The sequence below is a fragment of the Rhodoplanes sp. genome, assembly GCF_013377085.1.
Lineage (GTDB): Bacteria > Pseudomonadota > Alphaproteobacteria > Rhizobiales > Xanthobacteraceae > Rhodoplanes.
In genome coordinates this window covers 1-23,355 of record NZ_JACAAX010000043.1, presented here as the reverse complement: position 1 = coordinate 23,355, position 23,355 = coordinate 1, and the positions used below count along the sequence as shown (strand labels likewise).

19 protein-coding genes and 1 tRNA gene are annotated in these 23,355 nt (G+C 69.4%); 11 read left to right on the top strand and 9 right to left on the bottom strand.

All coding sequences use genetic code 11. The features are described 5' to 3' along the window. Positions 1–143: 143 nt before the first annotated feature. The 3 genes from HXX10_RS23760 to HXX10_RS23750 all read left to right on the top strand — a co-directional run bounded on the left by HXX10_RS23760 (position 144) and on the right by HXX10_RS23750 (position 3,717). Positions 144–854: a GntR family transcriptional regulator gene (locus tag HXX10_RS23760; protein ID WP_296525747.1), complete on the top strand. Its 711-nt coding sequence runs from the start codon at positions 144–146 to the stop codon at positions 852–854. Between the two features lie 50 nt (positions 855–904). Then, positions 905–1,870: a tripartite tricarboxylate transporter substrate binding protein gene (locus HXX10_RS23755; protein WP_296525746.1), complete on the top strand. Its 966-nt coding sequence runs from the start codon at positions 905–907 to the stop codon at positions 1,868–1,870. 137 nt (positions 1,871–2,007) lie between these two features. Continuing rightward, positions 2,008–3,717, top strand: a complete 1,710-nt coding sequence (locus HXX10_RS23750) for an IlvD/Edd family dehydratase (RefSeq protein ID WP_296525745.1) — start codon at positions 2,008–2,010, stop codon at positions 3,715–3,717. Positions 3,718–3,776: 59 nt separating this feature from the next. Here HXX10_RS23750 and HXX10_RS23745 read toward each other — a convergent pair whose 3' ends face one another. The 5 genes from HXX10_RS23745 to HXX10_RS23725 all read right to left on the bottom strand — a co-directional run bounded on the left by HXX10_RS23745 (position 3,777) and on the right by HXX10_RS23725 (position 7,968). Next, positions 3,777–4,649: a nucleoside phosphorylase gene (locus HXX10_RS23745; protein ID WP_296525744.1), complete on the bottom strand. Its 873-nt coding sequence runs from the start codon at positions 4,647–4,649 to the stop codon at positions 3,777–3,779. Continuing rightward, entirely contained in the window at positions 4,646–5,431 is a 786-nt protein-coding gene (locus HXX10_RS23740) for a glycosyltransferase family 2 protein (protein ID WP_296525743.1), read from the bottom strand. The genes HXX10_RS23745 and HXX10_RS23740 overlap by 4 nt, the downstream gene beginning before the upstream one ends. Beyond that, a complete protein-coding gene (locus tag HXX10_RS23735) occupies positions 5,431–6,489 on the bottom strand; it encodes a radical SAM protein (protein ID WP_296525742.1) in 1,059 nt (352 codons plus the stop codon). Before HXX10_RS23735 ends, HXX10_RS23740 begins: the two co-directional genes overlap by 1 nt. Beyond that, entirely contained in the window at positions 6,480–7,364 is an 885-nt protein-coding gene (locus HXX10_RS23730; protein WP_296525741.1) for a TIGR04282 family arsenosugar biosynthesis glycosyltransferase, read from the bottom strand. The genes HXX10_RS23735 and HXX10_RS23730 overlap by 10 nt, the downstream gene beginning before the upstream one ends. 187 nt (positions 7,365–7,551) lie before the next feature. Further along, on the bottom strand, positions 7,552–7,968 hold the full coding sequence (locus tag HXX10_RS23725; protein ID WP_296525740.1) for a hypothetical protein: 417 nt from the start codon (positions 7,966–7,968) through the stop codon (positions 7,552–7,554). Positions 7,969–8,294: 326 nt separating this feature from the next. Here HXX10_RS23725 and HXX10_RS23720 point away from each other — a divergent pair, with 326 nt between their 5' ends. Beyond that, a complete protein-coding gene (locus tag HXX10_RS23720) occupies positions 8,295–8,975 on the top strand; it encodes a cytochrome b/b6 domain-containing protein (RefSeq protein ID WP_296525739.1) in 681 nt (226 codons plus the stop codon). Positions 8,976–8,998: 23 nt separating this feature from the next. Next, complete coding sequence (locus HXX10_RS23715; RefSeq protein ID WP_296525738.1) at positions 8,999–9,790, top strand: molybdopterin-dependent oxidoreductase; 792 nt, start codon at positions 8,999–9,001, stop codon at positions 9,788–9,790. Positions 9,791–9,803: 13 nt separating this feature from the next. Here HXX10_RS23715 and HXX10_RS23710 read toward each other — a convergent pair whose 3' ends face one another. Next, positions 9,804–11,861, bottom strand: a complete 2,058-nt coding sequence (locus HXX10_RS23710) for a hypothetical protein (RefSeq protein ID WP_296525737.1) — start codon at positions 11,859–11,861, stop codon at positions 9,804–9,806. 298 nt (positions 11,862–12,159) lie between these two features. Between HXX10_RS23710 and HXX10_RS23705 the strand changes: the two genes are divergently transcribed. Further along, positions 12,160–14,172 carry a methyl-accepting chemotaxis protein gene (locus HXX10_RS23705; protein WP_296525736.1) on the top strand — a complete coding sequence of 671 codons (2,013 nt, stop codon included), beginning with the start codon at positions 12,160–12,162 and terminating at the stop codon, positions 14,170–14,172. A gap of 258 nt (positions 14,173–14,430) precedes the next feature. On the opposite strand, the gene HXX10_RS23700 is transcribed toward HXX10_RS23705, so the two are convergent. Then, positions 14,431–14,507 (bottom strand) — tRNA-Arg (locus HXX10_RS23700). A gap of 75 nt (positions 14,508–14,582) precedes the next feature. Between HXX10_RS23700 and HXX10_RS23695 the strand changes: the two genes are divergently transcribed. From HXX10_RS23695 to HXX10_RS23685, 3 genes are all read left to right on the top strand, one after another. Then, positions 14,583–14,825: a hypothetical protein gene (locus tag HXX10_RS23695; protein WP_296525735.1), complete on the top strand. Its 243-nt coding sequence runs from the start codon at positions 14,583–14,585 to the stop codon at positions 14,823–14,825. 499 nt (positions 14,826–15,324) lie between these two features. Next, positions 15,325–17,016, top strand: coding sequence for a methyl-accepting chemotaxis protein (locus tag HXX10_RS23690; RefSeq protein ID WP_296525734.1), 1,692 nt, complete (start codon positions 15,325–15,327; stop codon positions 17,014–17,016). 248 nt (positions 17,017–17,264) lie between these two features. Then, positions 17,265–18,956, top strand: coding sequence for a methyl-accepting chemotaxis protein (locus HXX10_RS23685; protein WP_296525733.1), 1,692 nt, complete (start codon positions 17,265–17,267; stop codon positions 18,954–18,956). Between the two features lie 40 nt (positions 18,957–18,996). Here HXX10_RS23685 and HXX10_RS23680 read toward each other — a convergent pair whose 3' ends face one another. Then, positions 18,997–19,578: a histidine phosphatase family protein gene (locus HXX10_RS23680; protein ID WP_296525732.1), complete on the bottom strand. Its 582-nt coding sequence runs from the start codon at positions 19,576–19,578 to the stop codon at positions 18,997–18,999. Between the two features lie 4 nt (positions 19,579–19,582). Next, a complete protein-coding gene (gene cobS / locus HXX10_RS23675; RefSeq protein ID WP_296525731.1) occupies positions 19,583–20,365 on the bottom strand; it encodes an adenosylcobinamide-GDP ribazoletransferase in 783 nt (260 codons plus the stop codon). Positions 20,366–20,380: 15 nt separating this feature from the next. On the opposite strand from cobS, the gene cobT reads away from it, so the two are divergent. Together cobT and HXX10_RS23665 are read left to right on the top strand one after the other, a co-directional pair. Further along, on the top strand, positions 20,381–21,397 hold the full coding sequence (cobT, locus tag HXX10_RS23670; protein WP_296525730.1) for a nicotinate-nucleotide--dimethylbenzimidazole phosphoribosyltransferase: 1,017 nt from the start codon (positions 20,381–20,383) through the stop codon (positions 21,395–21,397). Between the two features lie 445 nt (positions 21,398–21,842). Then, positions 21,843–23,285, top strand: a complete 1,443-nt coding sequence (locus tag HXX10_RS23665) for an aldehyde dehydrogenase family protein (protein ID WP_296525729.1) — start codon at positions 21,843–21,845, stop codon at positions 23,283–23,285. The last annotated feature ends 70 nt before the right edge of the window (positions 23,286–23,355 follow it).

The window sequence follows — 23,355 nt, the reverse complement described above, 5'->3', positions numbered from 1 at the left end:
CCAAACCGGCCACAATTCTCGATAATCGGCATCCGTACAGTGCGATTGCGCGGATCTCTGGGTGGATTATTGACAATATTCGGCAAAAGGGGGACGGTTCCGTCGCTCGTTGCGCCCCGCGCAGCGGCCCGAGTGGCCCCGCCATGACCGCGGTTTCCCCATCGACGGCCCACGACCTCGCGCTGCGCGAGGTCGTGCGTCGCATCGAGGAGGACGTGATCTTCGGCCGGCTCGCGCCGGGCGCCCGCCTGGTCGAGGACCGGCTGATGACCCGCCATGGCGCCAGCCGCCACTGCATCCGCCAGGCGCTGGTGCAGCTCGAGCAGGCCGGCCTGGTCCGCCGCGAGAAGAACATCGGCGCGACGGTTCGCTCCTATTCGGCCGACGAGGTCGTGAAGATCTACGAGGTGCGCGAGTTCCTGACCCGGCAGGCGGCGCTGTCGATCCCGCTGCCGGCGCCGGACGACGTCGTCGACGATCTCGTCGCCATTCAGGAACGCTACAAAGGCTGCATCCGCGACGACGACCTGCGCGGCGTCCACGAGGCGAACGACGCGTTTCACCTCGTGCTGTTTTCCGCTTGCGGCAATCCCTATCTGGTCCGCACCCTGCAGGAGTATATGGGCCTGACCCTGCCGATGCGCGCCAAGAACCTCGCCGACCGCGCCGGGCGCGAGGTGTCGGTGCGCCAGCACGACATCATGATCGATCTGCTGCGTGGCCGCGACCGCTGGGCGCTCGCGCAACTTTGCGTCGAGCACCTGCAGATCAGCAAGGCCGACTATCTGGCGCGAGTCGCGTCGGGCGCGGGCCGGGCCCGCATCGCCGCCGTGGAGGACGTGTCCGGTTCGTGAGACGTGGTGCCGCTGCACCGAAGCAAGACGAAGAAACAAGGGAGCGAAGAATGCGAAAGCTGATGGCCCTGGCGGTCGGCGTGCTGCTCGCGACAGGGGCGGCGGCGCAAGCCCAGGAGACTTGGCCGACCCGGCCCGTGTCGGTGGTCATCCCGTTCTCGGCGGGCGGCACCACCGACATGTTCGGCCGCCTGTTCGCCCAGGGCATGCAGGAGAAGTACAAGACCTCGTTCGTGGTCGAGAACAAGGCCGGGGCGGGCGGCACGCTCGGCGCCGCCTGGGTGGCGCGCGCCAAGGGCGACGGCTACACGCTCCTGGTCGGCACCGCCAGCACCCACGCCATCGCGCCCTTCGTCTACAAGGACCCGCGCTACGACGCCGACAAGGACTTCGTCGCCATCAGCCTGTTCGCCAAGGTGCCGAACCTGTTGACCGTCACTCCGAGGTTGCCGGTCAAGACCGTGCCGGAGCTGATCGCCTATGCGAAGTCGCGCAAGGACCCGCTGGTGTACGGCTCGTCGGGCGTCGGCAGCGCGACGCATCTGCCGGCCGAGCTGTTCCAGATGATGGCCGGGATCAAGCTGGTTCACGTGCCCTACAAGAGCTCGAACGACGTCGCCGCCGCGCTCGCCGGCGGCCATGTCGACCTCGCCTTCGACAACATCACGTTCGCCTGGCCGCTGGCGAAGTCCGGCACGGTGCGGGCCATCGCCGTCACCAGCACGGAGCGCAGCCCGACGGCGCCGGACCTGCCGACCATCGCCGAGACCCTGCCGGGCTTCGATGCGCCGTCCTGGCACGGACTGTTCGCGCCGGCCGGCACGCCGCGCGCCGTGGTCGAGCAGATCGCCGCCGACATCAAGCGCATCTACGGTACGCCCGAGATGGCCGCGAAGCTGATGGAGATCGGCGCCGTCGCGGCCCCGATCACGCCCGACGCGTTCACGGCGTTTGCCGCCGCCGAGCGGATTCGCTATCGCGACATCGTCGCCAAGGCCGGGCTGGAGCCGTTCTGACGGCCGTCGACGGGCGAGCCCTGCCTCCCCGGAAGGGCTCGCATGAGAAGACCGGAGCCGCCCCGGCGCCGGCGTCCTGTACAGTGATCCGACATGGCGAGGCCCGACCGACGGACGCGGGCCGCAAGGAGACGACAATGAGCAAGGGCTTGCGCAAGGGCCTCACGAGCTATGGTGACGCCGGTTTCTCGCTGTTCCTGCGCAAGGCCTTCATCAAGGCCATGGGCTATTCGGACGATGCGCTCGAGCGCCCGATCGTCGGCATCACCAACACGGGCAGCGACTACAATCCCTGCCACGGCAACATGCCGGCCCTGATCGAGGCGGCCAAGCGCGGCGTCATGCTGGCCGGCGCCATGCCGATGGTCTTTCCGACCATCTCGATCCACGAGAGCTTTGCCCATCCGACCTCGATGTTCCTGCGCAACCTGATGGCGATGGACACCGAGGAGATGATCCGGGCGCAGCCGATGGACGCCGTCATCGTCATCGGCGGCTGCGACAAGACGCTGCCGGCCCAGATCATGGCGGCCGCGAGCGTCGATCTGCCGACCGTCGTGGTGCCGGTCGGCCCCATGGTGGTCGGCCATCACAAGGGCGAGGTTCTGGGCGCCTGCACGGACTGCCGGCGCCTGTGGAGCGCCCACCGGGCCGGCAAGCTCGACGAGGAGGAGATCGAGCAGGTCAACGGCCGGCTCGCACCCTCGGTCGGCACCTGCATGGTGATGGGCACAGCCTCGACTATCGCCTGCATGACCGAGGCGCTCGGCCTGTCGCTGCCGATGAGCGCGACCATCCCGGCCCCGCATGCCGAGCGGGTGCGCCTCGCCGAGGCGAGCGGCCGCCGCGCCGCCGAGATGGCGGTGTCGGGCGGCCCGCGCCCGAGCGAGATCCTCACCCCGGCCGCGTTCCGCAACGCCCAGGTGGTGCTGCAGGCGATCGGCGGCTCGACCAACGGCATCGTCCACCTGACCGCGATCGCCAACCGCACCGTGCACAAGATCGACCTCGACACGTTCGACACGATCGGCCGCGACGTGCCGGTGCTGGTCGACCTCAAGCCGTCCGGCGACCACTACATGGAGCATTTTCACCATGCCGGCGGCATGCCCAAGCTGATGCAGCAACTCGGCTCGCTGATCGATCTCGACGCCCCGACCGTGATGGGCGGCACGATGCGCGACGTGGTCGCCGCCGCCGAGGAGGTGCCGGGGCAGACCGTGATCCGCTCGGCCGCCGATCCGATCAAGCCGGTCGGCGCCGTCGCGGTGCTGCGCGGCAACCTCGCCCCGCGCGGTGCCGTGATCAAGCACAGCGCCGCGACCCCGGCGCTTCTGCAGCACACCGGCCGCGCCGTGGTGTTCGAGTCGACCGCCGACATGGCGGCGCGCATCGACGATCCGGATCTCGACGTCGCGCCCGACGACGTGCTGGTGTTGCGCAACACCGGCCCCAAGGGGGCGCCCGGCATGCCCGAGGCCGGCTATCTGCCGATCCCGATGAAGCTCGGCCGCCAGGGCGTGAAGGACATGGTGCGCATCTCCGACGCGCGGATGAGCGGCACGGCGTTCGGCACCATCGTGCTGCACATCACGCCGGAATCGGCCGACGGCGGGCCGCTGGCGCTGGTGCAGACCGGCGACCAGATCAGGCTCGATGTCGCGGCGCGTCGCATCGACGTGCTGGTCGACGACGCCGAGCTCGCGCGCCGGCGCGCGGCGCAAGGCGCCATCGTCGAACCGGAGTGGGCCGAACGCGGCTATGCGCGGCTGTATTACCGCACGGTGCTGCAGGCGGACGAAGGCTGCGACTTCGACTTCATGCGCCGCAAGCCGGACGAGGCGTGAGCCACGTCGCTGGCGCGCGTTCAGCAGAAGTGGAGTCCGGTTTGGCGTCCGAACGCGCTCTATAAGTTTACAGACAGAGCGCCTTCTTCACGCGAACCGGTTCCCGCTTCGCTCGCAAACGCTCTGCTGGCCCGCCAGGCCGAGGTGAGCGTCGAGATCAGCGCCATCGAGCCGAGCACGCCGTTGCCGTCGCCTTTCTCGAAGTCGCCGTCGACGCAGCCGAGCTGGTTGCTGACATGGGCGAGGCAGACCACCGGCACGTCGCGCGCCTCGGCAAAGGCATAGAGCGCCGCCGCCTCCATCTCCACCGTGAGGATGCCGGCTGACTTGCGGGCCGCGATCATCTCGGCGGTCTCGCGGAACGGCGCGTCGGTGGTCCAGCTCGCACCGACCTGCACGGCGATGCCGGCGTCGCGGAACGCGTTGATCGACAGGGTCTGCAGCGCCGGGTCGAGCCGGGCATACTCGGCCGGCGGCACGTAGTGATGGCTGGTGCCTTCGTCGCGCAACGCCCGCGCGATCAGGATGTAGCAGGGCGGCGGCACCGTGTCGGCGATCTGGCCGGCCGAGGCGATGCTGATCAGGAACTCGCAGCCCGAGACGAAGAGCTGCTCGGCGACCAGCACCGAGAACGAGCCGCCGACCGCGCAGCCGACGATGCCGTGTGGCACGCCGTCCTGCTCCCACTCCCACAGGCGCGTGTGATAGCAGGCCCAGGCGCCGGAGGGACGCGCGTCGCGGTGGCGGCGCACATGGTCGCAGATGTCGCCGTCGGGATCGAGCACGCAGACACGCGGCACGCGGCCGGCACCGAGCCCCTTCTGGCGGCGCGCCTCGCGCAGCATGTTCTCGGGCCGGAACACCGACGGCCGATGATGATCGCGTCGGGCGAGCAGCGGCGTGGCGAAGCGGGCGAGCGAGCCGTCGTTCATGATCGCGGCCCCCGCTGCGGACTGGCCACACCCGCAGCGGCCGGCCCGGCCGCGCCGGTGCCGATGCTCTTGGGCGCGCGCTCCAGCGCCACTCGGGCGAAGGTGGCGACGATGCGGCTGCCGGCCCGCAGCGTCCCGAAGAGGCTGCCGGCGACCTTCGATTCGCCGCCGATCCGGCAGCGATACGACACCGGGATCTCGGCGATGCGAAGTCCCGCCCGGGCGGCCCGCATCTGCATCTCGAGATTCCAGCCGTAGCCGAGTTCGCGCATGCCGAGCGCCATCAGGCGGTCGCGGCGGATCGCCCGCAGGGCGCACATGTCGGTGTAGCGGACGCCGTAGAGGAGGCCGATCAATCCGCCCGCCACCGTTCCGGCCAGCACCTGATGCGCCGCCATGCTGCCCGGCTCGCGTTCGCCGCGGGTGCGCGACGCGATGGTGAAGTCGCAGGCGCCGGCCCGGATCGGCGCGAGCAGGCTCGTCAGCGCGGCCGGATCGTCGGCGCCGTCGCCGTCCATGTAGGCGACGATGCCGGCCTTGGTCGCCTCGGCGCCGAGCAGGCAGGCGCGGCCGTAGCCGCGGCCGGCGTCGACGACGCGGGCGCCCGCCTGCACGGCGGCCTCGGTCGTGCCGTCGGTGCTGCCGCCGTCGGCGACGATGATCTCGTCGATGGTTTCGCGCGAGACGGCGCGGACGACGGCGCCGATCGACTCGACCTCGTTGAAGGTCGGGATCACCAGGGCGACGCCCGGAGCGGGCCGGGTGGAGCGGGACGCCTCCATCACAGGCTCCAGCGCAGGCCGCAGCTCGCGCAGGCGCGCGGCGGCGCGTCGGACATCAGGCCCGACCGGAAGTCCCGATATGACTCGCCGTTCCAAATGTCCCGCAGCGACTCCCGGGTGGCGTCGCCGAGCGTGTAGTTCTCGTAGCCGCGCTGCGAGAACGGCGCGATGCAGCAGGGGAGCGCCCGGCCGTTGGCGGTGAAATACATCACGGTCCAGGGCCGCCGGCACATCGACCACGGCGAGCCGTCGTCGCTGCGCTTGAGGCTCATGCCGGGCTCGGAGGCCGCGCCGGAGGCGCTGAACATCACGCCGAGCGCGCGCGCCAGTTCCGTCGCACGATCGATATGGACCGTTTCGTCGGCCGACAGCTTTTCATAGAGCGCCTGGTCGGGCCGCGCCCGGCCGATGGCGTTCTCCTCGAAGTACACCAGCCGCTGCAGGTAGATTTCCTCGACGCCGGTCTCCGCCGCGACGCGGACGAAGTCGGGCAGCTCGGCGATGGTCTCGCGCAGGCCGGTGAGCCAGGCGGAGACGCGCGGCCGCTCGTGGCCCTCGCGCTTCTGCAGGTCGCGGAACGCGCGGACGTTCTTCAGGATGCGGTCGAAGTAGTTCTTGCCGCGGATCGCCAGATACGATGTCGCGTTGGCGGCGTCGAATGACACCCGCATCTCGTCGAGCCCGGCGGCGATCAGGGCGCGGCCGTTGCGATCGTTCAGCACGGTGCCGTTGGTGTTGAATAGCACGTAGACGCCGCGGTCCTTCAGGTAGCGGACCATGCGGGGCAGGGCCTTGACCAGCATAGGCTCGCCGACGCCGTGCAGCACGGCGCGCTGCAGGTCCGGAATCTGGTCGACGATGCGGACGAACAGATCCCAGCTCATGTCGGCCGGCGGCTCGAGTTCCTCGTAGGTGCGCGGGCAGGTCGTGCACAGAAGATTGCAGCGGTTGGTCGTCTCCAGATAGACGCAGACGGGCGGCCGCTCGGTGCGGTTCTCGCGCGCCTGGACGCTTTCGAAATAGCGACGCGGATCGACGCGGGGCACCATCACTTCCATGCGGCCACCTCGGTCGCGGCAAGGGCAGGGCGACCGGCCGGCGCAGCGGCCAGCTCCGGAAGGTTCAGGCGATGCATGAAGTCTCCTCGTCGACAAAGGTCGGTCAGAAGGGCCGCGCTGTGACGGGCGCGATGCGGCACGAGGCCGTGCGCGGGGGCGGGCTCGGTCCGCTCGGCATCGTTCACCTCGGCGTGCAGGCGCCGCAACGCGTCGACGTCGTCGACGTCGTACCAGGCCGGCAGGATGTGGAGCGCGAGCCCGATCTCGCGGGCCCGCGTGATGGTCTGCTCGGCCACTCTTTCGGTGCTCCAGGCGATGTCGGCGAACATGTGCCGATGCGCCGCCTTCAGGCCGAGCAGATAGTAGCCGCCGTCCGTAGAGGGCCCGAGCACGGCACGGTCGCCGGGCGCGGCGAGCCGCGTGGCCGTCTCGACCAGCAGCGCGGTCGGCAGCGTCGGGCTGTCGGAGTTGAGGACCACGGCGCTGGTATGCCCATGGTCGAGCAGGGCCACGATGGTCTCGTAGAGACAGACGCCGAAATCGCCGCGCCACATCTCGAACAGGCCGATGTCGGGCGGCAGCGACTTACGGAAGAACGACAAGGACTCCGGCCCGGGCGGCCCATAGGCCATGTAGCCGGCGATCGCCGCGTGTCGTGCGGCGGCCTGCCGCGCAGCGGCCCGGAGATTGGCGGCGATGTCCTGCAGGAAAGCCGTGTTGAACCGTGCCGCCTCGTCGGCCGTCAGCGGCGGCGTCAGCCGCGTCTTGGTGCGGCCCGGCGCCGAAGCCTTGGCCATCACGGCGATACCGCAACTCTCGTCTCGGCGCGTCGCGTCGGGGACGAAACCGTTCGCGGAGGTGGCGCCAGCCTGCATCGACGGAGCTCCTCGGATCGGGACGACGTCGGGCGCGCCGATATGAGCTAGCGGCGTGCCCCTGTGAGAGCTACGCACGAGAGGCCGTTTCGTTACGCGCGTCACAGACACGTGATCGCACGGCTTGCGCCGGTGCAGATGTGTGCATGCGGCGCGGGCGGCACGCCGTGCCAGCTTCGAGGCTGTGTCACCGCCGGGTCAGTGCGATCCTGATGGTCTCGCCGGCCGGAATATCGGTCTCCTGCCGTTGCGCCCAGGTCGGCGCGGCGGCGTAGTCGGCCGGCGGCATGTCGAGCGACGCGAGCTGGCGTCCGAAGATCGCCACCACCTCGATCGGCACCGACACGGGCCGAACGCCGAGGCCGAGCCAGCCGAGCCCGTACCACGCATGGTGGTCGACGATCAGCACGATCTTGTCGGCCGGCGTGCGCATCACGCGACGGACGACGCCGAGCGTGCGGTCGTCGTCGTCGAGCACGGGCAGGCCGATCAGCGCGCCGACCTGCACGGGTTGCGGCCAGCGCCGCTCCATCCGGGCCTCGGGCGTGATCTCCTCCGGCCGCGGCGTCGGTTGTCGTGTAGTCTCTCCGCTCGGCGTTGCCATGGTGCCCGTCCTCGTCGTCCGGCGACGATCGCGCCGCCTGTGCGGCCACGCTTCGCCTCACGGTCTATACGCAGCGGCCCGGATCGTTGTTACACGGCGTCGTGCTCACGATCGATCAACACGCAACACGGCGGAGCGCGACGTGACCGGACCGACCTAACATCGGGGCTTTCGATCGTATCACGTCGAGACCGCCGTCACGGTCCGAGGTGACGGGAGACACGAAGTTGTGTTGCGCAGTCGGCTTGGCGGCGCGCGATGCCGGCGATTAGCATCCGCGCCGACGACGGTTCTCGATCGCGCGGCGCGGCAAACGGAGCATCCCGATGGACGGCATGACGATGAAGGTCGCAGAGGTCGAGCCGTCGCCGCCGGCGCGGCTGCATCCGCTGCCGCTGCGGCTGATGCACTGGATCAACGCCGCCGCCATGCTGATCATGATCGCCAGCGGCTGGAAGATCTACAACGACGAGGTGATCTTCGGCTGGCTGCATGTTCCCGACGCGATCACGCTCGGCAAGTACGCCCAGCACGCGCTGCAATGGCATTTCTTCGGCATGTGGGTGATCGCGCTCAACGGCCTCGCCTATCTGATCTACGGCATCGTCACGGGCCGGTTCCGCCGCAAGCTCTTTCCGATATGGCCGCACGAGGTGCTGGCGACCGTGCGGGATGCGCTGACCTTCCGGCTGAGGCACGACGATCTCACCCATTACAACGCGGTGCAGCGTGTGCTCTATGTCGGCATCATCCTGGTCGGCATCGTCGTCGTGCTGTCCGGGCTGGCGATCTGGAAGCCGGTGCAGCTCTCGGGCCTGCTGGTGCTCTTCTACGATTTTCAGACCGCGCGTCTGGTGCACTTCCTGTGCATGGCGGCGATCGTCCTGTTCCTGGCGGTGCATGTCGCGCTCGCGCTGCTGGTGCCGCGTTCGCTGCTGGCAATGCTGACCGGCGGCCCGCGCGTCGATCCGGCGTCCTCGCACAGCGCCGCCATGCCGGCCGAATGACCTCAAAGGGACGGAGACGAGACATGGCCAGGACCACGCCCGCCCGCTCGCAGTTTCGCCCGGCCGCGGGCATCGACCAGAGCATCCTTCGCGAGCACAAGGGGCTGCTCGCCGAGATCGACCGCCGCAAGCTTCTTCGCGGCACGCTCAGTCTCGGCGCCTTGACCATGCTGACCGGCTGCGACGTCGCCGACGACGGTTCGGTCCGCAAGGCGCTGCTCGCCGTGTCGCAGTGGAACGATCGCGTGCAGGCGGCGATCTTCCGCGGCGACCACCTGGCGCCGACCTATCCGGAATCGGCCGTGCTGAAGCCGGCGCGCTTCAACGCCTATTACGACGTCGAGGAGATCCGGCCGCTCGACGGCGCCACCTGGACGCTCGAGCTGGCCGGCCTGATCGGCGACAAGCGGCGCTGGACGGCGCAGCAGATGGCGGCGCTGCCCGAGACCGAGCTGATCGTCCGCCACATCTGCGTCGAGGGCTGGGACTATGTCGGCCAGTGGTCGGGCGTGCGGCTCAAGGACTTCCTCCAGCGGATCGGTGCCGACCTCACCGCCAAATACGTCGCCTTCACCTGCGCCGACGACTACACCGAAAGCATCGACATGGCGACGGCGCTGCATCCGCAGACCATCCTGGCGACGCGCTACGGCCGCGAGCCGATCACCGACCCGTTCGGCTATCCGCTGCGGCTGCGCATGGGCACCAAGCTCGGCTTCAAGAACGCCAAATGGATCACGGCCATCAGCGTGACCAACACGTTCCCCGAGACGTTCTGGAGCAAGCAGGGTTTCAATTGGTTCGCCGGGATTTGAAGCAGCTCGGTGTTCAGGACCGCGGACGGTCGGCCGCCACGTCGCTGCGGCGATAGATCCGCCAGCGGCCGGGCTGCTCCTCGGCCAGCCGATAGAGTGGGCTCGCAGCGAACAGGTCGCGCGTCCAGGCGCCGTCCTGCGGCGTGACGACCGCCACCCGGCAGCCCGAACGCTCCGCCAAGTCGAAAATGTCCTCCGCCGTGCCGGTGCCGGCGAAGACGCGGACGAACTGCGCATCGATGGCGTCGCGGCGCGCCGGCGGCAGCGGCGCGTAGGCGAGCGCCAGCTCGCGTCCCGGAAAGCACGAGCTGCGGTTTGCGAGCAGCGCCCAGGAGAGATTCACGGGCCACGGCGTCAGGTCGGCGAGAAACAGCGGGTTGTTGGCGATGCGCTCGGCCGGGCCGGCATGCCGGCGCACCGCCGCCCACATCTCGGCCGTTCCGGCGAGCGCCCGGCTCGACGCCGTCTCGGTGCCGGCGAGATCGGACCGCACGAGGTGGACGGTGTCGGGCAGGGCGAGCGCCAGCGCGGCCAGGGCGGCTGCCGCGGCGAGGTATTGGCCACGGCTCAGCCACTCTGCGAGGCCAGCCGCCGCGAAGCCGGTGAGGATCAGCACCGCCGGCAGCACGGCACGCAGGCCGAGATCGTTGTTGTCGCCGAGCGTGCTGGCGATCAGCCACGGCACCAGGAGCCCGACTCCCCCGAGCGCGACCAGCGTGAATGTGAGGCTTCGCCCAGGCTCGCTGCGCCGGGCGAAGAGCGCGATGGCCATTGCCGCGAGGCCGGCCGGGTAGATGGCCGGCAGCTCGATGGGGAGTTCGATGAGCCAATAGGCCGCGAGATCGAGGGCGCGGTGCAGCGTCTCGGGTATGTTCAGTGCCGCGTTCAGCACCGGGAAGGGGCGCAGAACCAGAGGCGCCGCGTTCCCGCGCGCCCCCACCGTGCCGAGCTGGTCGACGATCAGTGGTGCGGCGAGCACCAGTGCTGCCGCGCCCGCGACCGCCGCCAGCGCCAGGAGCCGCGGCCGGTCGGCCGGCGCGGCGCGCCACAGCAGGACGACGCACGCGACGACGAGGGCGGGCGGCAGCACCACGGCGCCGATCCAGGTCGACAGCGCGAAGCTCGCCGCGATCAGCAGCGCCAGCGTCACCACGGTGGCGAGATCGCGCCGGATCCCGCGACGTTCGGCGAGCCGCGGCAGCACCAGCACGGCGAGGACCGCCGTGCTGGCGGCCGACAAATGCTGCGGCACCCAGGCGCTCTGGAACATCCAGCCGGAAAATCCCGATGGCCAGTCGAGAATTTCCGCGACCCGATCGCCGCCCAGCAAGGCCGACACAACAGGCCGCATCGATCCCGCCGCCGCGAGTGGCAGCACCAGGGCCGCCGCAAGCATTCGGCCGGACAGCCGGGCGGCGACGCCCATCATCACGCCGAGCGAGGCGAAGGCCGAGAACCAGGTGAGGCCGATGTCGGCCGCCCAGCCCGTGATGCCGAGGCCGGCCGACAGCTCGGCCGCCGCGACATGCCAGAGATAGTAATAGGCGAGCCGTCCGGCCTCGCCCTGCTCGCCGAAGAACGGGTTTGCCGGCGGCAGGCCGAGCCGGACGATGCCGTCGATGATGGCGACCTTGGCGTGGTCGAAGATCGGGGCCGACAGCAGGACGGCGCCGTCGGAAATTTTCGGGGCGACCGCCGCGGCCGGCACGACGGCGAGGAGGGCGGCCGCCAGCACCAGTGCGAGCACGGCCCGGACGGAGGTCGTCTCGCGATCCGACGATGCGGCTCGCAGGCACGCCGCGCGGCGGTCGCTCGCGACCATGCCGATCGCGACGAGTCCGGCGACCATAAGTGCGGCGATCGCCACGGCGGCCACCGTCGTGCGCGAAAAACCGAAAAGCAGGAACACCGGCAGGGCTGCGGCCGAATGCGCTGCGAAACCGAGTGCCGGCGCGGCCGGCAAAACGACGGCGCGCGGCAGCACGAGGCGGGCAATCGGAAAACCCACTGCCGTACAGAAGACGGCGGCCACCGACGCGGCAAGCACGGACTCGAAAGTCGTTGCGATCACGGCTGATCCGCGTTCCGGCAACAAGATCGTCCCGCTGCCGCTGGTCAGAGTATAGCGCTGAGCATGGTGGCTGCGAAGATCGCCTGCCGGTAAGACATGGCGCCGGAGAGAATCGTCCAAATCCAGGCTACGGATAGTGTAGGTATTAAGCCCTACCGAAGATTATACGGCATTTTAATAAATCCCGATCAGCAATACGCTGTCAGGCGCAGCCACGTGCGCTTTATTTTTCCAATGGCTCTATCCGGTTGTCTCCCCGAACAACAGCCTCGAACAACCGGCAGCCCTCAGGTGCATCATGCGAAAGTCGATCTGGTCCGCCACGATCAGGGCGAAGCTCTATCTCGGCTTCGGCTCTCTCGTGATGGTTGCGATGGCCGTCGCCGCGGTCTCCATCTACAAGTTCTCCGAAGTCCGCGTCGGTGTCGACGCAGCCAACAAGCTCGGCGCGAACGTGGTCCGCATCGTGGCGATCGACAGTGACCTCGAACGCGTCCGGCGCAGCACCCTGAGGTATCTGTTCGACTATCAGGAGCAAGCGCTCAAGGAGAACGCCGAAGCCGCGCAGAGCGCGACCCGAGAGCTCGAGATCGCGGTCCGTGAGACGCCGAGCGAGGCGCGCCGTGCCATGTACCGTGGCCTCGTGCAGGGCATCGCCCAGGTTCGCGACAAGGTCCAGCAGATCGCGACCGCGGTCGACCAGGAGAGGTCCGGAAAGGACAAGCTCTACAAGGTCGGCGACGAGCTGACGGCAGCCACGCGCGCGATCGTCGCCGCGGTTCGAGCCGAGAGCGACCCGGCCCTGTCGGCCCTCGCCGCGAAGGTCGACTCGTCGCTGTTGAGCGTGCGCGTGGCAAACTGGCGCGGCCAGGCCACCCGCGATCCGAAAGGCGCCTCCATCTTGAAGCAGACGCTGCAAAGCGCGTCGGGCGACATCGCTGCGTTGGAGAAGGACGCTCCTGCAGCCATTCGGACCCTGATCCAGCCCGTCAAGAAGATCCTCGCCGATTACGGCGCCGCCAGCGAGGTGGTCATGGCCAGCCTGGTCTCCGGCAGGGGCATCTATATCGACGACATCGCTCCGAAGATTCTGAGCATGCAGGCCGATCTGGACAAGGCGAAGTCGTTCCTGGTGACCATGTCCCAGGAGTCGAAGGACCGCGAGGACGCGCTCGTCAGCAGCACGATCCTGGTGCAGCAGATCATGGGCCTCCTGGCCGTGCTGCTCGGAGGCGCGATCGCCTACGTGGTCGCGCGGGGGATCGCTACTCCGGTCGTCGGGATGACGCATGCCATGGAAAAGCTCGCGGCCGGAGATCTGGCGACCGCGGTTCCGGGGCTCGGGCGTTCGGACGAGATCGGCAAGATGGCCGGCGCCGTCGAGGTGTTCAAGCAGAACGCCGTGGAGCGGAGTCGCCTGGAAGCCGAGCAGGCGCAGATGGAGCAGCGGGCCGGCGAGCGGCGCAAGGTGGAGATGGCGCGGATCGCCGACGATTTCGAAGGCGCGGTCGGCGAGATCATCGAGACGGTGTCGTCGGCTTCGACGGAGCTCGAGGCCGCCGCCGGCACGCTGACCCGCACGGCCGAGACCACCCGCCAGCTCTCGACCCAGGTCGCGGCCGCGTCCGAGCAGGCATCGGCGAACGTTCAGAGCGTTGCCTCGGCCACCAACGAGATGTCGTCCTCGGTGCAGGAGATCGGCCGCCAGGTGCAGGAGTCGAGCCGGATCGCCGGCGAGGCGGTCAGGCAGGCCGAGAAGACCGACGGTCGCATCACCGAGCTGTCGCACGCCGCCGCCCGCATCGGCGATGTGGTGAAGCTGATCACGGCGATCGCCGAGCAGACCAACCTCCTGGCCCTCAACGCCACCATCGAGGCGGCGCGCGCCGGCGAGGCCGGCAAGGGCTTCGCGGTCGTCGCCCAGGAGGTGAAGGCGCTCGCCGCCCAGACCGGGAAGGCGACGGGCGACATCGCGGCCCAGATCTCCGGCATGCAGGCGGCGACGAACGACTCCGTCACGGCCATCAAGGAGATCGGCGGCACGATCGGGCGCATCGCCGAGATCGCGGCGACGATCGCCGCGGCCGTGGAGGAGCAGGGCGCGGCGACCGGCGAGATCGCCCGCAACGTCCAGCAGGCCTCGACCGGCACCAGCGAGGTGGCGAACACCATCACCCAGGTCGATCGCGGCGCCGCCGAGACCGGCTCCGCCTCGTCGCAGGTGCTGTCCTCGGCCCAGTCGCTGTCGAGCGAGAGCAGCCGGCTCAAGCTCGAGGTCGGAAAGTTCCTGCAGACGGTCCGCGCCGCGTAACCATCCGGTCGGCGGTCGCTGTCAGCCAAGGTCAGGCGCGGTGTCGAGAGGCACCGCGTCTGCTGTTTATTGGGGATGTGACTGCGTCGGGTCGTGCCCCCATCGATGCGTCCGTGCGTAAAAGTCGGAAGACCACGCGACCTGGAGAGCGGGTACGCATCGAGTTCGCCGCCCACCCGGATGCGGTCGTGTGCCGGTCGGCCCGCGTCGGGATTTCAGAATCTCTTTTATCTTCAGAGTATTGGGCCAGCGCGAGAGTGGCGACCCCGGGAGGACTCGAACCTCCGACCTTCAGCTTAGAAGGCTGCTGCTCTATCCGACTGAGCTACGGGGCCATGCGCCCGGCGTTGACCGGGCCCGGCAGGCCTCGGCGCAACCGATGCTTGCGCTGGCGCGCCGCGGATTGCCGCGTGGCAGCCCGTATAACCCATCGGGCGGCGCGGCGCATCAACCGTCCGCAAGGCGTAGGGCAGCCTCGTGCAGGCCGGCCGGCGGGCGAGATCGCCCGCAACATCTCCGACCTGAGCCGCGGTGCCGGCGAGACCGGCGCGGGTAAGGCGCGGCTGCTGTCCTCGGCACGGTCGCTGGCGAGCGAAAGCAACCGCCTCGAGCTCGAGGTCGAGAAATTCCTGCAGACCGTGCGAGCTGCCTGACAGCCGCACGTCCCTGATCGGCCTGGAGCGTGTTCCGTTCGGTTGAAACCGGAACGCTCTCCTTCTCTGTCGACATGAACGCATGGTCCACGGCGGCCCCGTTCCCACGTCGCCGGGCCATGTTCCAGCCGAGGCGATGACGCGCGGTCCGATCTGCCGGCCATGCATCGTCATGCTTCGTCTGCGCGGGGCGCCGGCGAGTTCTTTGACCAGCATGAAAGGTATCATCATACAAAGATCTCGCGGATGTAGTACGATCTGGTGGTCGATCTAAGCCCTCGTTACGAAAGCAATATTTGGCTCCGCCGCATCGTCGTTGCATTCAATTTTAAGAATTCTCGCCAACTCTGAACGTCGTGGTCCGTTACCTCCCGTCGTTCGCTCGCCTGGTTATGCGCTGGCCTCGTCCGGACGCATCTGTCCGTCGGCAGATCGCGTCAAGACCGCCTGCCGCATCGGGCCGAACAGTCGACGGCCCCATCGAACCGGAGACGACGCGATGCGCTCGCGACTCGACATGACCATCGGCCGGAAGATCTACGCCCTCATCGGCCTGGCATTTCTCGGCCTGCTCGGCGTCACCCTTCTCGATTCGCGAGAGCTCGCCTCGAGCCTGAAGGAGCAGAAGCAGATCGAGCTTCGTCATCTCGTCGAGCTGGCCGTCGGGGTCATCAAGGAGGAGCACGCGGCCGCCGAGAAGGGCGACGCCACCGTCGCCGACGCTCAGGCGCGGGCGCTCGCCCGCCTCTCCAAGATGCGCTACGGCAACAACGACTACTTCTTCGTCCAGAACATGAGCAACACGATGCTCATGCATCCGCTGTCGCCGCAGATCGTCGGCAAGGATCTCTCCAACCTCAAGGACGCCAACGGCGTCCTCATCACGGTGGCCCTGAACGACACCGTCCGCAAGAACGGTGCCGGCTATCTCGACTATATCTGGTCGAAGCCGGGCGCCGAGACGCCGCAGCCGAAGCTCACCTATGCGGCGGCCTTTGCCCCGTGGCAGTGGGTGGTCGGCAGCGGCGTCTATGTCGACGATCTGCAGGCGCAGACCTGGGCCGCGACCCAGCGCACCCTGATCGCCGCCGCGCTGGTGCTCCTGATCACGCTCGCCATCTCGATCGTCATGGCGCGGCGGATCACCAGGCCGTTGCGTCAGATGACCGGCGCCATGAAGGAGCTCGCGGCCGGCAAGCTCGACGTCGCGATCCCCGGAGTCGGCCGGCGCGACGAGGTCGGCGAGATGGCCGAGGCGGTCGCCGTCTTCAAGTCCAATGCGGTCGAGCGTGGGCAACTCGAAGCCGAGCGGAAAGAGGCGGAGGCGCGCGCCGTGGCCCAGCGCAAGGACGACATGCATCGGCTCGCCGGCGAGTTCGAGGCGGCGGTGGGCGGCATCATCGGCACGGTGTCGTCGGCGGCGACCGAGCTGGAGGTGACCGCCACCACGCTGACCCGCACGGCCGAGATGACCCAGCAGATGTCGGCGACCGTCAGTGCCGCCTCGGAGGAGGCATCGACCAACGTCCAGGCGGTCGCCGCGGCGACCAACGAGATGACCTCGTCGATCGGCGAGATCGGTCGCCAGGTGCAGGCGTCGAGCCGCATCGCCGAGGAGGCGGTGAGCCAGGCGGCGAGGACCGACGCCCGCGTCGGCGATCTGTCGCAGGCGGCGAGCCGCATCGGCGACGTGGTCAAGATGATCACGGCGATCGCCGAGCAGACCAATCTTCTGGCGCTCAACGCCACCATCGAGGCGGCGCGGGCCGGCGAGGCCGGCAAGGGATTCGCGGTCGTCGCCTCCGAGGTGAAGGCGCTCGCCGCCCAGACCGCCAAGGCGACGGGCGACATCGCGGCGCAGATCTCCGGCATGCAGGCGGCGACGCAGGACTCGGTCAGTGCCATCAAGGAGATCAGCGGTACCATCGGCCAGATCGCCGAGATCGCCTCGGCGATCGCGGCGGCCGTCGAGGAGCAGGGTGCGGCGACCTCCGAGATCTCGCGCAACATCCAGCAGGCGTCGGCCGGAACCACGCAGGTCGCCGAGAACATCGTCGAGGTGAGCCGCGGCGCCGGCGAGACCGGCGCGGCCTCCGGAGAGGTGTTGAGCGCCGCCGGCCAGCTCGCCGACGAAAGCAAGCGCCTCCGCTCCGAGGTGGAGAGGTTCCTCGCCACCGTGCGGGCGGCGTGAGGACGACATGCATCGGCGTGCCGCCGCGGTGATGCGGCGGCGGAGCCTCGGGCCGAGTCCTGGTCGCAATCATTAAAGCAACTAGCTTAGTCGTTTCACGAAGTGCAACAGAATATAGTAATAACAGACTATCGATTTCGGTCGCCGGATACTGAATGTCGATCGTGTTTATCGTATTAAATATACTTAAATATATCTGTGTTTCCGTCAGGCTAGGCATCTCTCCATACTCTTAGATCGGCCTGACCATGACGCGACATCTCTCGTTCTCGATCCGCCAGAAGGTCATTGCGGCATTCGCCGCCGCGGCGCTGACGACCGCAGGGCTCGGCTGGTTCGCGATCGATCGCATCGGCAATGTCAACGCCGCAGCGGCCGAGATCCGCGACAACTGGCTCCCGGCCACCGGCCTGCTCGCGACCGTCGCCAAGTCCACCGAGCAGTATCGGGTCAATCAGGGCACCCATGTGCTCGATCGCTCGGACGACGCGATGGATCGTCAGGAGGCCGCCATGGCGGTCGCCCTCAAGGCGATCGACGAGGCGTGGCGCGCCTACGAGCCGATGGCGAGGACGCCCGAGCAGCAGGCTCTCGCGCAGGCGTTCAAGAAGGAGTGGGGCGACTATCAGGAGAAGAGCCGGACCCTCCTGTCGCTGTCGCGGAAGAACGACGTCGCGGCCAGCACGGCGCTCTACATCGGCCCCATGCGCGAGAACTCGGTGCGCATGCGAAAGGTGCTCACCGACACGCTGGCCCTCACGGTGCGTGAAGGCCAGGCGGAGGCGAGCCGCGGCGCCGAGGTGTACGTCGCCTCCCGCACCATGATCCTCGGCGCGCTCGCCTTCGCGACGCTGCTCTGCATCGGCGCCGGCTGGGCGATCGTCTCCGGCGTGTCGGGTCCGATCGCTCGGATGACGGCGGCCATGCAGCGGCTCGCCGACCGTGACCTCTCGGTCGCCATCGAGGGAGTTGGCCGCAAGGACGAGATCGGTGGCATGGCGAACGCCATGCAGGTCTTCAAGGACAATCTCGTCCGGGTCCAGGCCATGGAGGCCGAGCAGAAGGAGGCCGAGGCGCGCGCCGCGGCGCAACGCAAGGCCGACATGGTTCGGCTGGCCGATCAGTTCGAAACTGCGGTCGGCGGCATCATCGGCACGGTGTCGTCGGCGGCGACCGAGCTGGAGGCGACCGCGACCACGCTGACCCGCACGGCCGACACGACCCAGCAGATGTCGGCGACCGTCAGCGCCGCATCGGAGGAGGCCTCGACCAACGTCCAGGCCGTCGCGGCGGCGACCAACGAGATGACGTCGTCGGTGCACGAGATCGGCCGCCAGGTGCAGGCGTCGAGCCGCATCGCCGACGCGGCGGTGAGCCAGGCGGCCAAGACCGATGCGCGCGTCGGCGCGCTGTCGGTGGCGGCCAACAAGATCGGCGACGTGGTCAAGCTGATCACGGCGATCGCCGAGCAGACCAACCTGCTGGCGCTCAACGCCACCATCGAGGCGGCGCGCGCCGGCGAGGCGGGGCGCGGCTTCGCCGTGGTGGCTCAAGAGGTGAAGGCGTTGGCGGCGCAGACCGCCAAGGCGACGGGCGAGATCGGCGCCCAGATCGCCGGCATGCAACAGGCGACGCAGGAGTCGGTCGGCGCCATCAAGGAGATCAGCGGCACGATCGGCCAGATCGCCGAGATCGCTTCCGCCATCGCGGCGGCGGTCGAGGAGCAGGGCGCGGCGACCTCGGAGATCTCGCGCAACATCCAGCAGGCGGCGGCCGGCACCACCCAGGTGGCCGAGAACATCACCGAGGTCAGCCGCGGCGCCGAGGAGACAGGTGCGGCCTCCGGTGAGGTGCTGAGCGCGGCCGGCCAGCTCGCCGTCGAGAGCAATCAGCTCCGCTCCGAGGTGGAGAGGTTCCTCGCCACCGTGCGGGCGGCGTGAGCGACAGCCGGCCCGAGCCACGACGCGGCACCGGTCCTGATCAGCGGCGGTTGACGTAGCGGATGCGCCAGCCGCCGCCGCTGCCGCCGCCGACACGGTCGATGCGGGTGAGCGACAGCGGCGCGATGACGAAGCGCAGCGCGCTCTCGGGCGGCACGTCCAGCGCGATCGCCAGCACGGCCCGGATGGTGCCGGAGTGCACCACCAGCACGGCCTCGCCTTCGGGAAGGGCCTTGAGGCCGCGCCGGACCCGCTCGATCTGATCGACGAAGCTCTCGCCCCCCGGGGGGCGGCGGCGGGCCGGCGAACGCCAGAACGTGGCGTAGGCGGCGCCCAGCTCGGTTTCGAGCTCGGCATGCCGGCGGCCCGTCCAGGCGCCGAAACCCTGCTCGCGAAAATCCGGCTCCGGCGTCGGTTCGAGGCCGAGCGCCTGGGCGGTCGCCAGCGTGCGCTGCGCCGGGCTCGCATAGACGGCGGCCCCGGGCGGGAGCTGCTCCTTCACGGCCGCGATCGCCGCCGCGTCGCTGGTGTCGGCCGGGGCGTCCGGCGGATGGATGATGTCGCGCGGGCCGGCGACGGGCGCGTGACGGATCAGCCAGAGGCGCAGTTCGGGATCCGACATGGCCTCACCCGAACCGCGCCGCGGCCATCACCAGCACGGCGATCTCGACGGCCTGCTCGGCGGCGCCGAGCACGTCGCCGGTCTGGCCGCCGATCTGGCGCATCGCCAGCGCCGCGATGGCCGCCGCGGCCGCGGCCGCGAGGGCCATGGCGAGCAGGGCCTCCTTGACGGGCAGCATGATCAGCGTGACCAGCACGGCGAGGACGGCGGCCGTGACGGCGACGGCCTTGCTCGGGGCGCCGACCTTGGCGCCGAGCCCGTCGGTGCGGGCCGCCGGCAGCTTCACCGACAGGGCCGGGATGGCGGCGCGGCCGAGCGCATGCGCCGTCACCAGCACGGGCAGCACGGCGATCCGGGGCAGGGCGGCGAGCGCGAACAGCTTGACCGCGAAGGCCACGATCAGCGCGAGCGCCCCGTAGGTGCCGAGCCGGCTGTCGCGCATGATCTCGAGCTTCCGGGCCTTGTCGCGGCCGCCGCCGAAGCCGTCGCCGACATCGGCGAGCCCGTCCTCGTGCAGGCCGCCCGTCAACAGCGCGCCGATCCCGAGCGCCAGCGCCGCCGCCGGCAGCGACGGCACGCCGGCCAGCAGGATACCCAAATAAGCAACCCCGATGACCCCGCCGATCAGCGCCCCGACGAGCGGGAAGACTCGCAGCGCCCGGGCGAGGTATGACGGCGCCGCCCCGTCCGGATGGGGCATCGGGATTCGGGTCAGCAGGCCGATCGCCAGACGGAGGTCGTCCTGCCAGTCGCGGAGCGTGTTTCCAGTCCCGAACGTGTTGGTCATTGAAAAGGACTCACCTTGATCTTCCCCACTTTAGACGACCTCCGCGCCGCCTGTCGCGACCTGCCGGCCGGCGACGAGACCGCCGCCGCGGCCGCCCTGGCGCGCCAGGCCGTGCTCACCAAGCCGCCGGGCAGCCTCGGCCGGCTGGAGGATCTCGCGGTCTGGCTCGCCCGCTGGCAGGGCCGGCCGATCCCCACGCTCGACCGCATCTCCATCGTGGTGTTCGCCGGCAATCACGGCGTCGCGGCGCGCGGCGTCTCGGCCTTCCCGATCGACGTCACGGCCCAGATGGTGGCCAACTATGCGGCCGGCGGCGCTGCGATCAATCGTCTCGCCGAGACGGCCGGGGCGGCCCTGAAGGTGGTGTCGCTCGAGCTCGACCGGCCGACCGGCGACTTCACCAAGGGGCCCGCCATGGACGAGGCCGCCTTCCTGGCCGCCGTCTCGGCCGGCTGGGAGGCGGTGTCGCCCGAGGACGACCTTTTGGCGGTCGGCGAAATGGGCATCGGCAACACCACGGCGGCGGCCGCGCTCTGCGCGGCCCTGCTCGGCGGCGGCGCCGCCCGTTGGGTCGGCCGCGGCACCGGGGTCGACGACCAGGGCCTCGCCCGCAAGCGCGACGCGATCGAGGCGGGCCTCCAGCGCCACGGGTCGCGGGTCGGCGATCCGCTCGCCGTCGCGGCGGCGCTCGGCGGTCGCGAGCTCGCCGCCATGATGGGGGCGACGCTGGCGGCGCGCCGCCACGGCGTGCCGATGCTCCTGGACGGCTACGTGGCGAGCGCCGCCGTGCTGCCGCTGGCGCGGATGTCGGCCGACGCGCTCGCCCATTGCCGCGCCGCCCATGTCTCGGCCGAGCCCGGTCACAAGGCGCTGCTGGTGGCGCTCGGCCTCGTGCCGCTGCTCGACCTCGGCATGCGGCTCGGCGAGGCGACGGGGGCGGCGACTGCGATGCTGCTCGCCCGCGCCGCGGTGTCGTGCCACGCCGGCATGGCGACCTTTTCGGAAGCCGGCGTGGCGGAGAAGAGCTGCTGAGCCGGGTGCATGTTTCGCCGAGTTCGACCCACACTCCGTTCATTCCCGCGAAAGCGGGAATCCAGGGCCACGTGTCGAGCGGCCACTGGGTCCCCGCTTTCGCGCTACGGGATGCACACAAGGCTTGCCATGCATGAGAGCGTCATGCGCGGGCTCGACCCGCGCATCCATCGATTTTCGCAAAAATGCTTTGTTCGCAGGATGATGGATCGCCGGGTCAAGCCCGGCGATGACGACGGTGGGGAAGGCGCTCTTTTTGCCGTACCACCAGATGGTCTCGACAAAACGAGATCTGTGCATCCCGTAGCGCTTTCGCGGGGACGAGCGGAGATGGGAGCCGATTCATCTCCACTGAAAAGCGCTGCGGCGTGTCGGGGCGCCGCGTTGCGCTGGCGCCGCGAGCCTCTATGATCGCCGCCCCCAACCCGAAGAAACGAAGATCCCCATGACCGTGCATCAGAATCTCATCGGCGGCGACTGGATCCCCGCCGGCAATGCCGCCCCCGACATCAACCCGTCGGACGTCTCCGACGTTGTCGGCGAGTACGCCCGCGCCAGCCGCGCCGAGGCGAACGCCGCCATCGCGGCCGCCAAGGCGGCGTTCCCGGCTTTTTCGCGCTCCAATCCGCACGACCGTTACGAGGCGCTGATGAGGATCTCGACCGAGATCCTCGCCCGCAAGGAGGAACTCGGCCGCCTGCTGGCTCGCGAGGAGGGCAAGACGCTCGGCGACGGCATCGGCGAGGTGACGCGGGCCGGCCAGGTGTTCGGCTACTTCGCCGGCGAAGCGGTGCGGGTGGCGGGCGAAAAATTCGCCTCGACCCGGACCGGCATCGAGGTCGACGTGACGCGCGAGCCGGTCGGCGTCGTCGCCATGATCACGCCGTGGAACTTTCCGATTGCCATTCCGGCCTGGAAGATCGCGCCGGCGCTGGCCTACGGCAACTGCGTCGTCATCAAGCCGGCCGATCTGGTGCCCGGCTGCGCCTGGGCGCTCGCCGACATCATCTCGCGCTCCGGCCTGCCCAAGGGCGTGTTCAACCTGGTGATGGGCCGCGGCTCCGAGATCGGCGACGTGCTGCTCAATCACGACGACGTCGCCGCGATCTCGTTCACCGGCTCGGTCGCCACCGGACGAAAAGTCGCGCAGGCCGCCGTCATGGCGCCGGTGATGAAGAAGGTGCAGCTCGAGATGGGCGGCAAGAGCCCGCTGGTCGTGCTCGACGACGCCGATCTCGCGGTGGCGGTCGAGGCTGCGTCGAACGGCGCCTTCTATCAGACCGGCCAGCGCTGCACGGCCGGCACCCGCCTCGTCGTGACGCAAGGGATCCACGACAGGTTCGTCGAGGGCCTGGTCGCCCGCATGAAGCAGCTCGTCGTCGACGACGCGCTCAAGCCCGGCACCAGCATCGGCCCGGTCGTCGACCAGAACCAGCTCGACCAGGATCTGCGCTATATCGCCATCGGCCAGAAGGAGGGCGCCAAGCTGGCCTGGGGCGGCGAGCGGCTGAACCGCGACAAGCAGGGCTTTTACCTGCAGCCGGCGCTGTTCACCGAGTGCTCGACCGACATGCAGATCGTCCGCGAGGAGATTTTCGGCCCCGTCGCCGCCGTCATCCGGGTGAAGGACTACGACGAGGCGCTCGGCGTCGCCAACGACACGACGTTCGGTCTGTCGTCCGGCATCTGCACGACCAGCCTGAAGCACGCGACCCACTTCAAGCGCAACTCCGACGCCGGCATGGTCAACGTCAACCTGCCCACCGCCGGCGTCGACTATCACGTCCCGTTCGGCGGCCGGAAGGGCTCGAGCTACGGCCCGCGCGAGCAGGGCCACTACGCCATCGAGTTCTACACCACGGTGAAGACCAGCTACACGCAGGCTTGAGGCGGCGTGCCCTTCACCCTCCCCTGGAGGGGGAGGGTCGGGCGCGAGCGCAGCTCGCGACCGGGGTGGG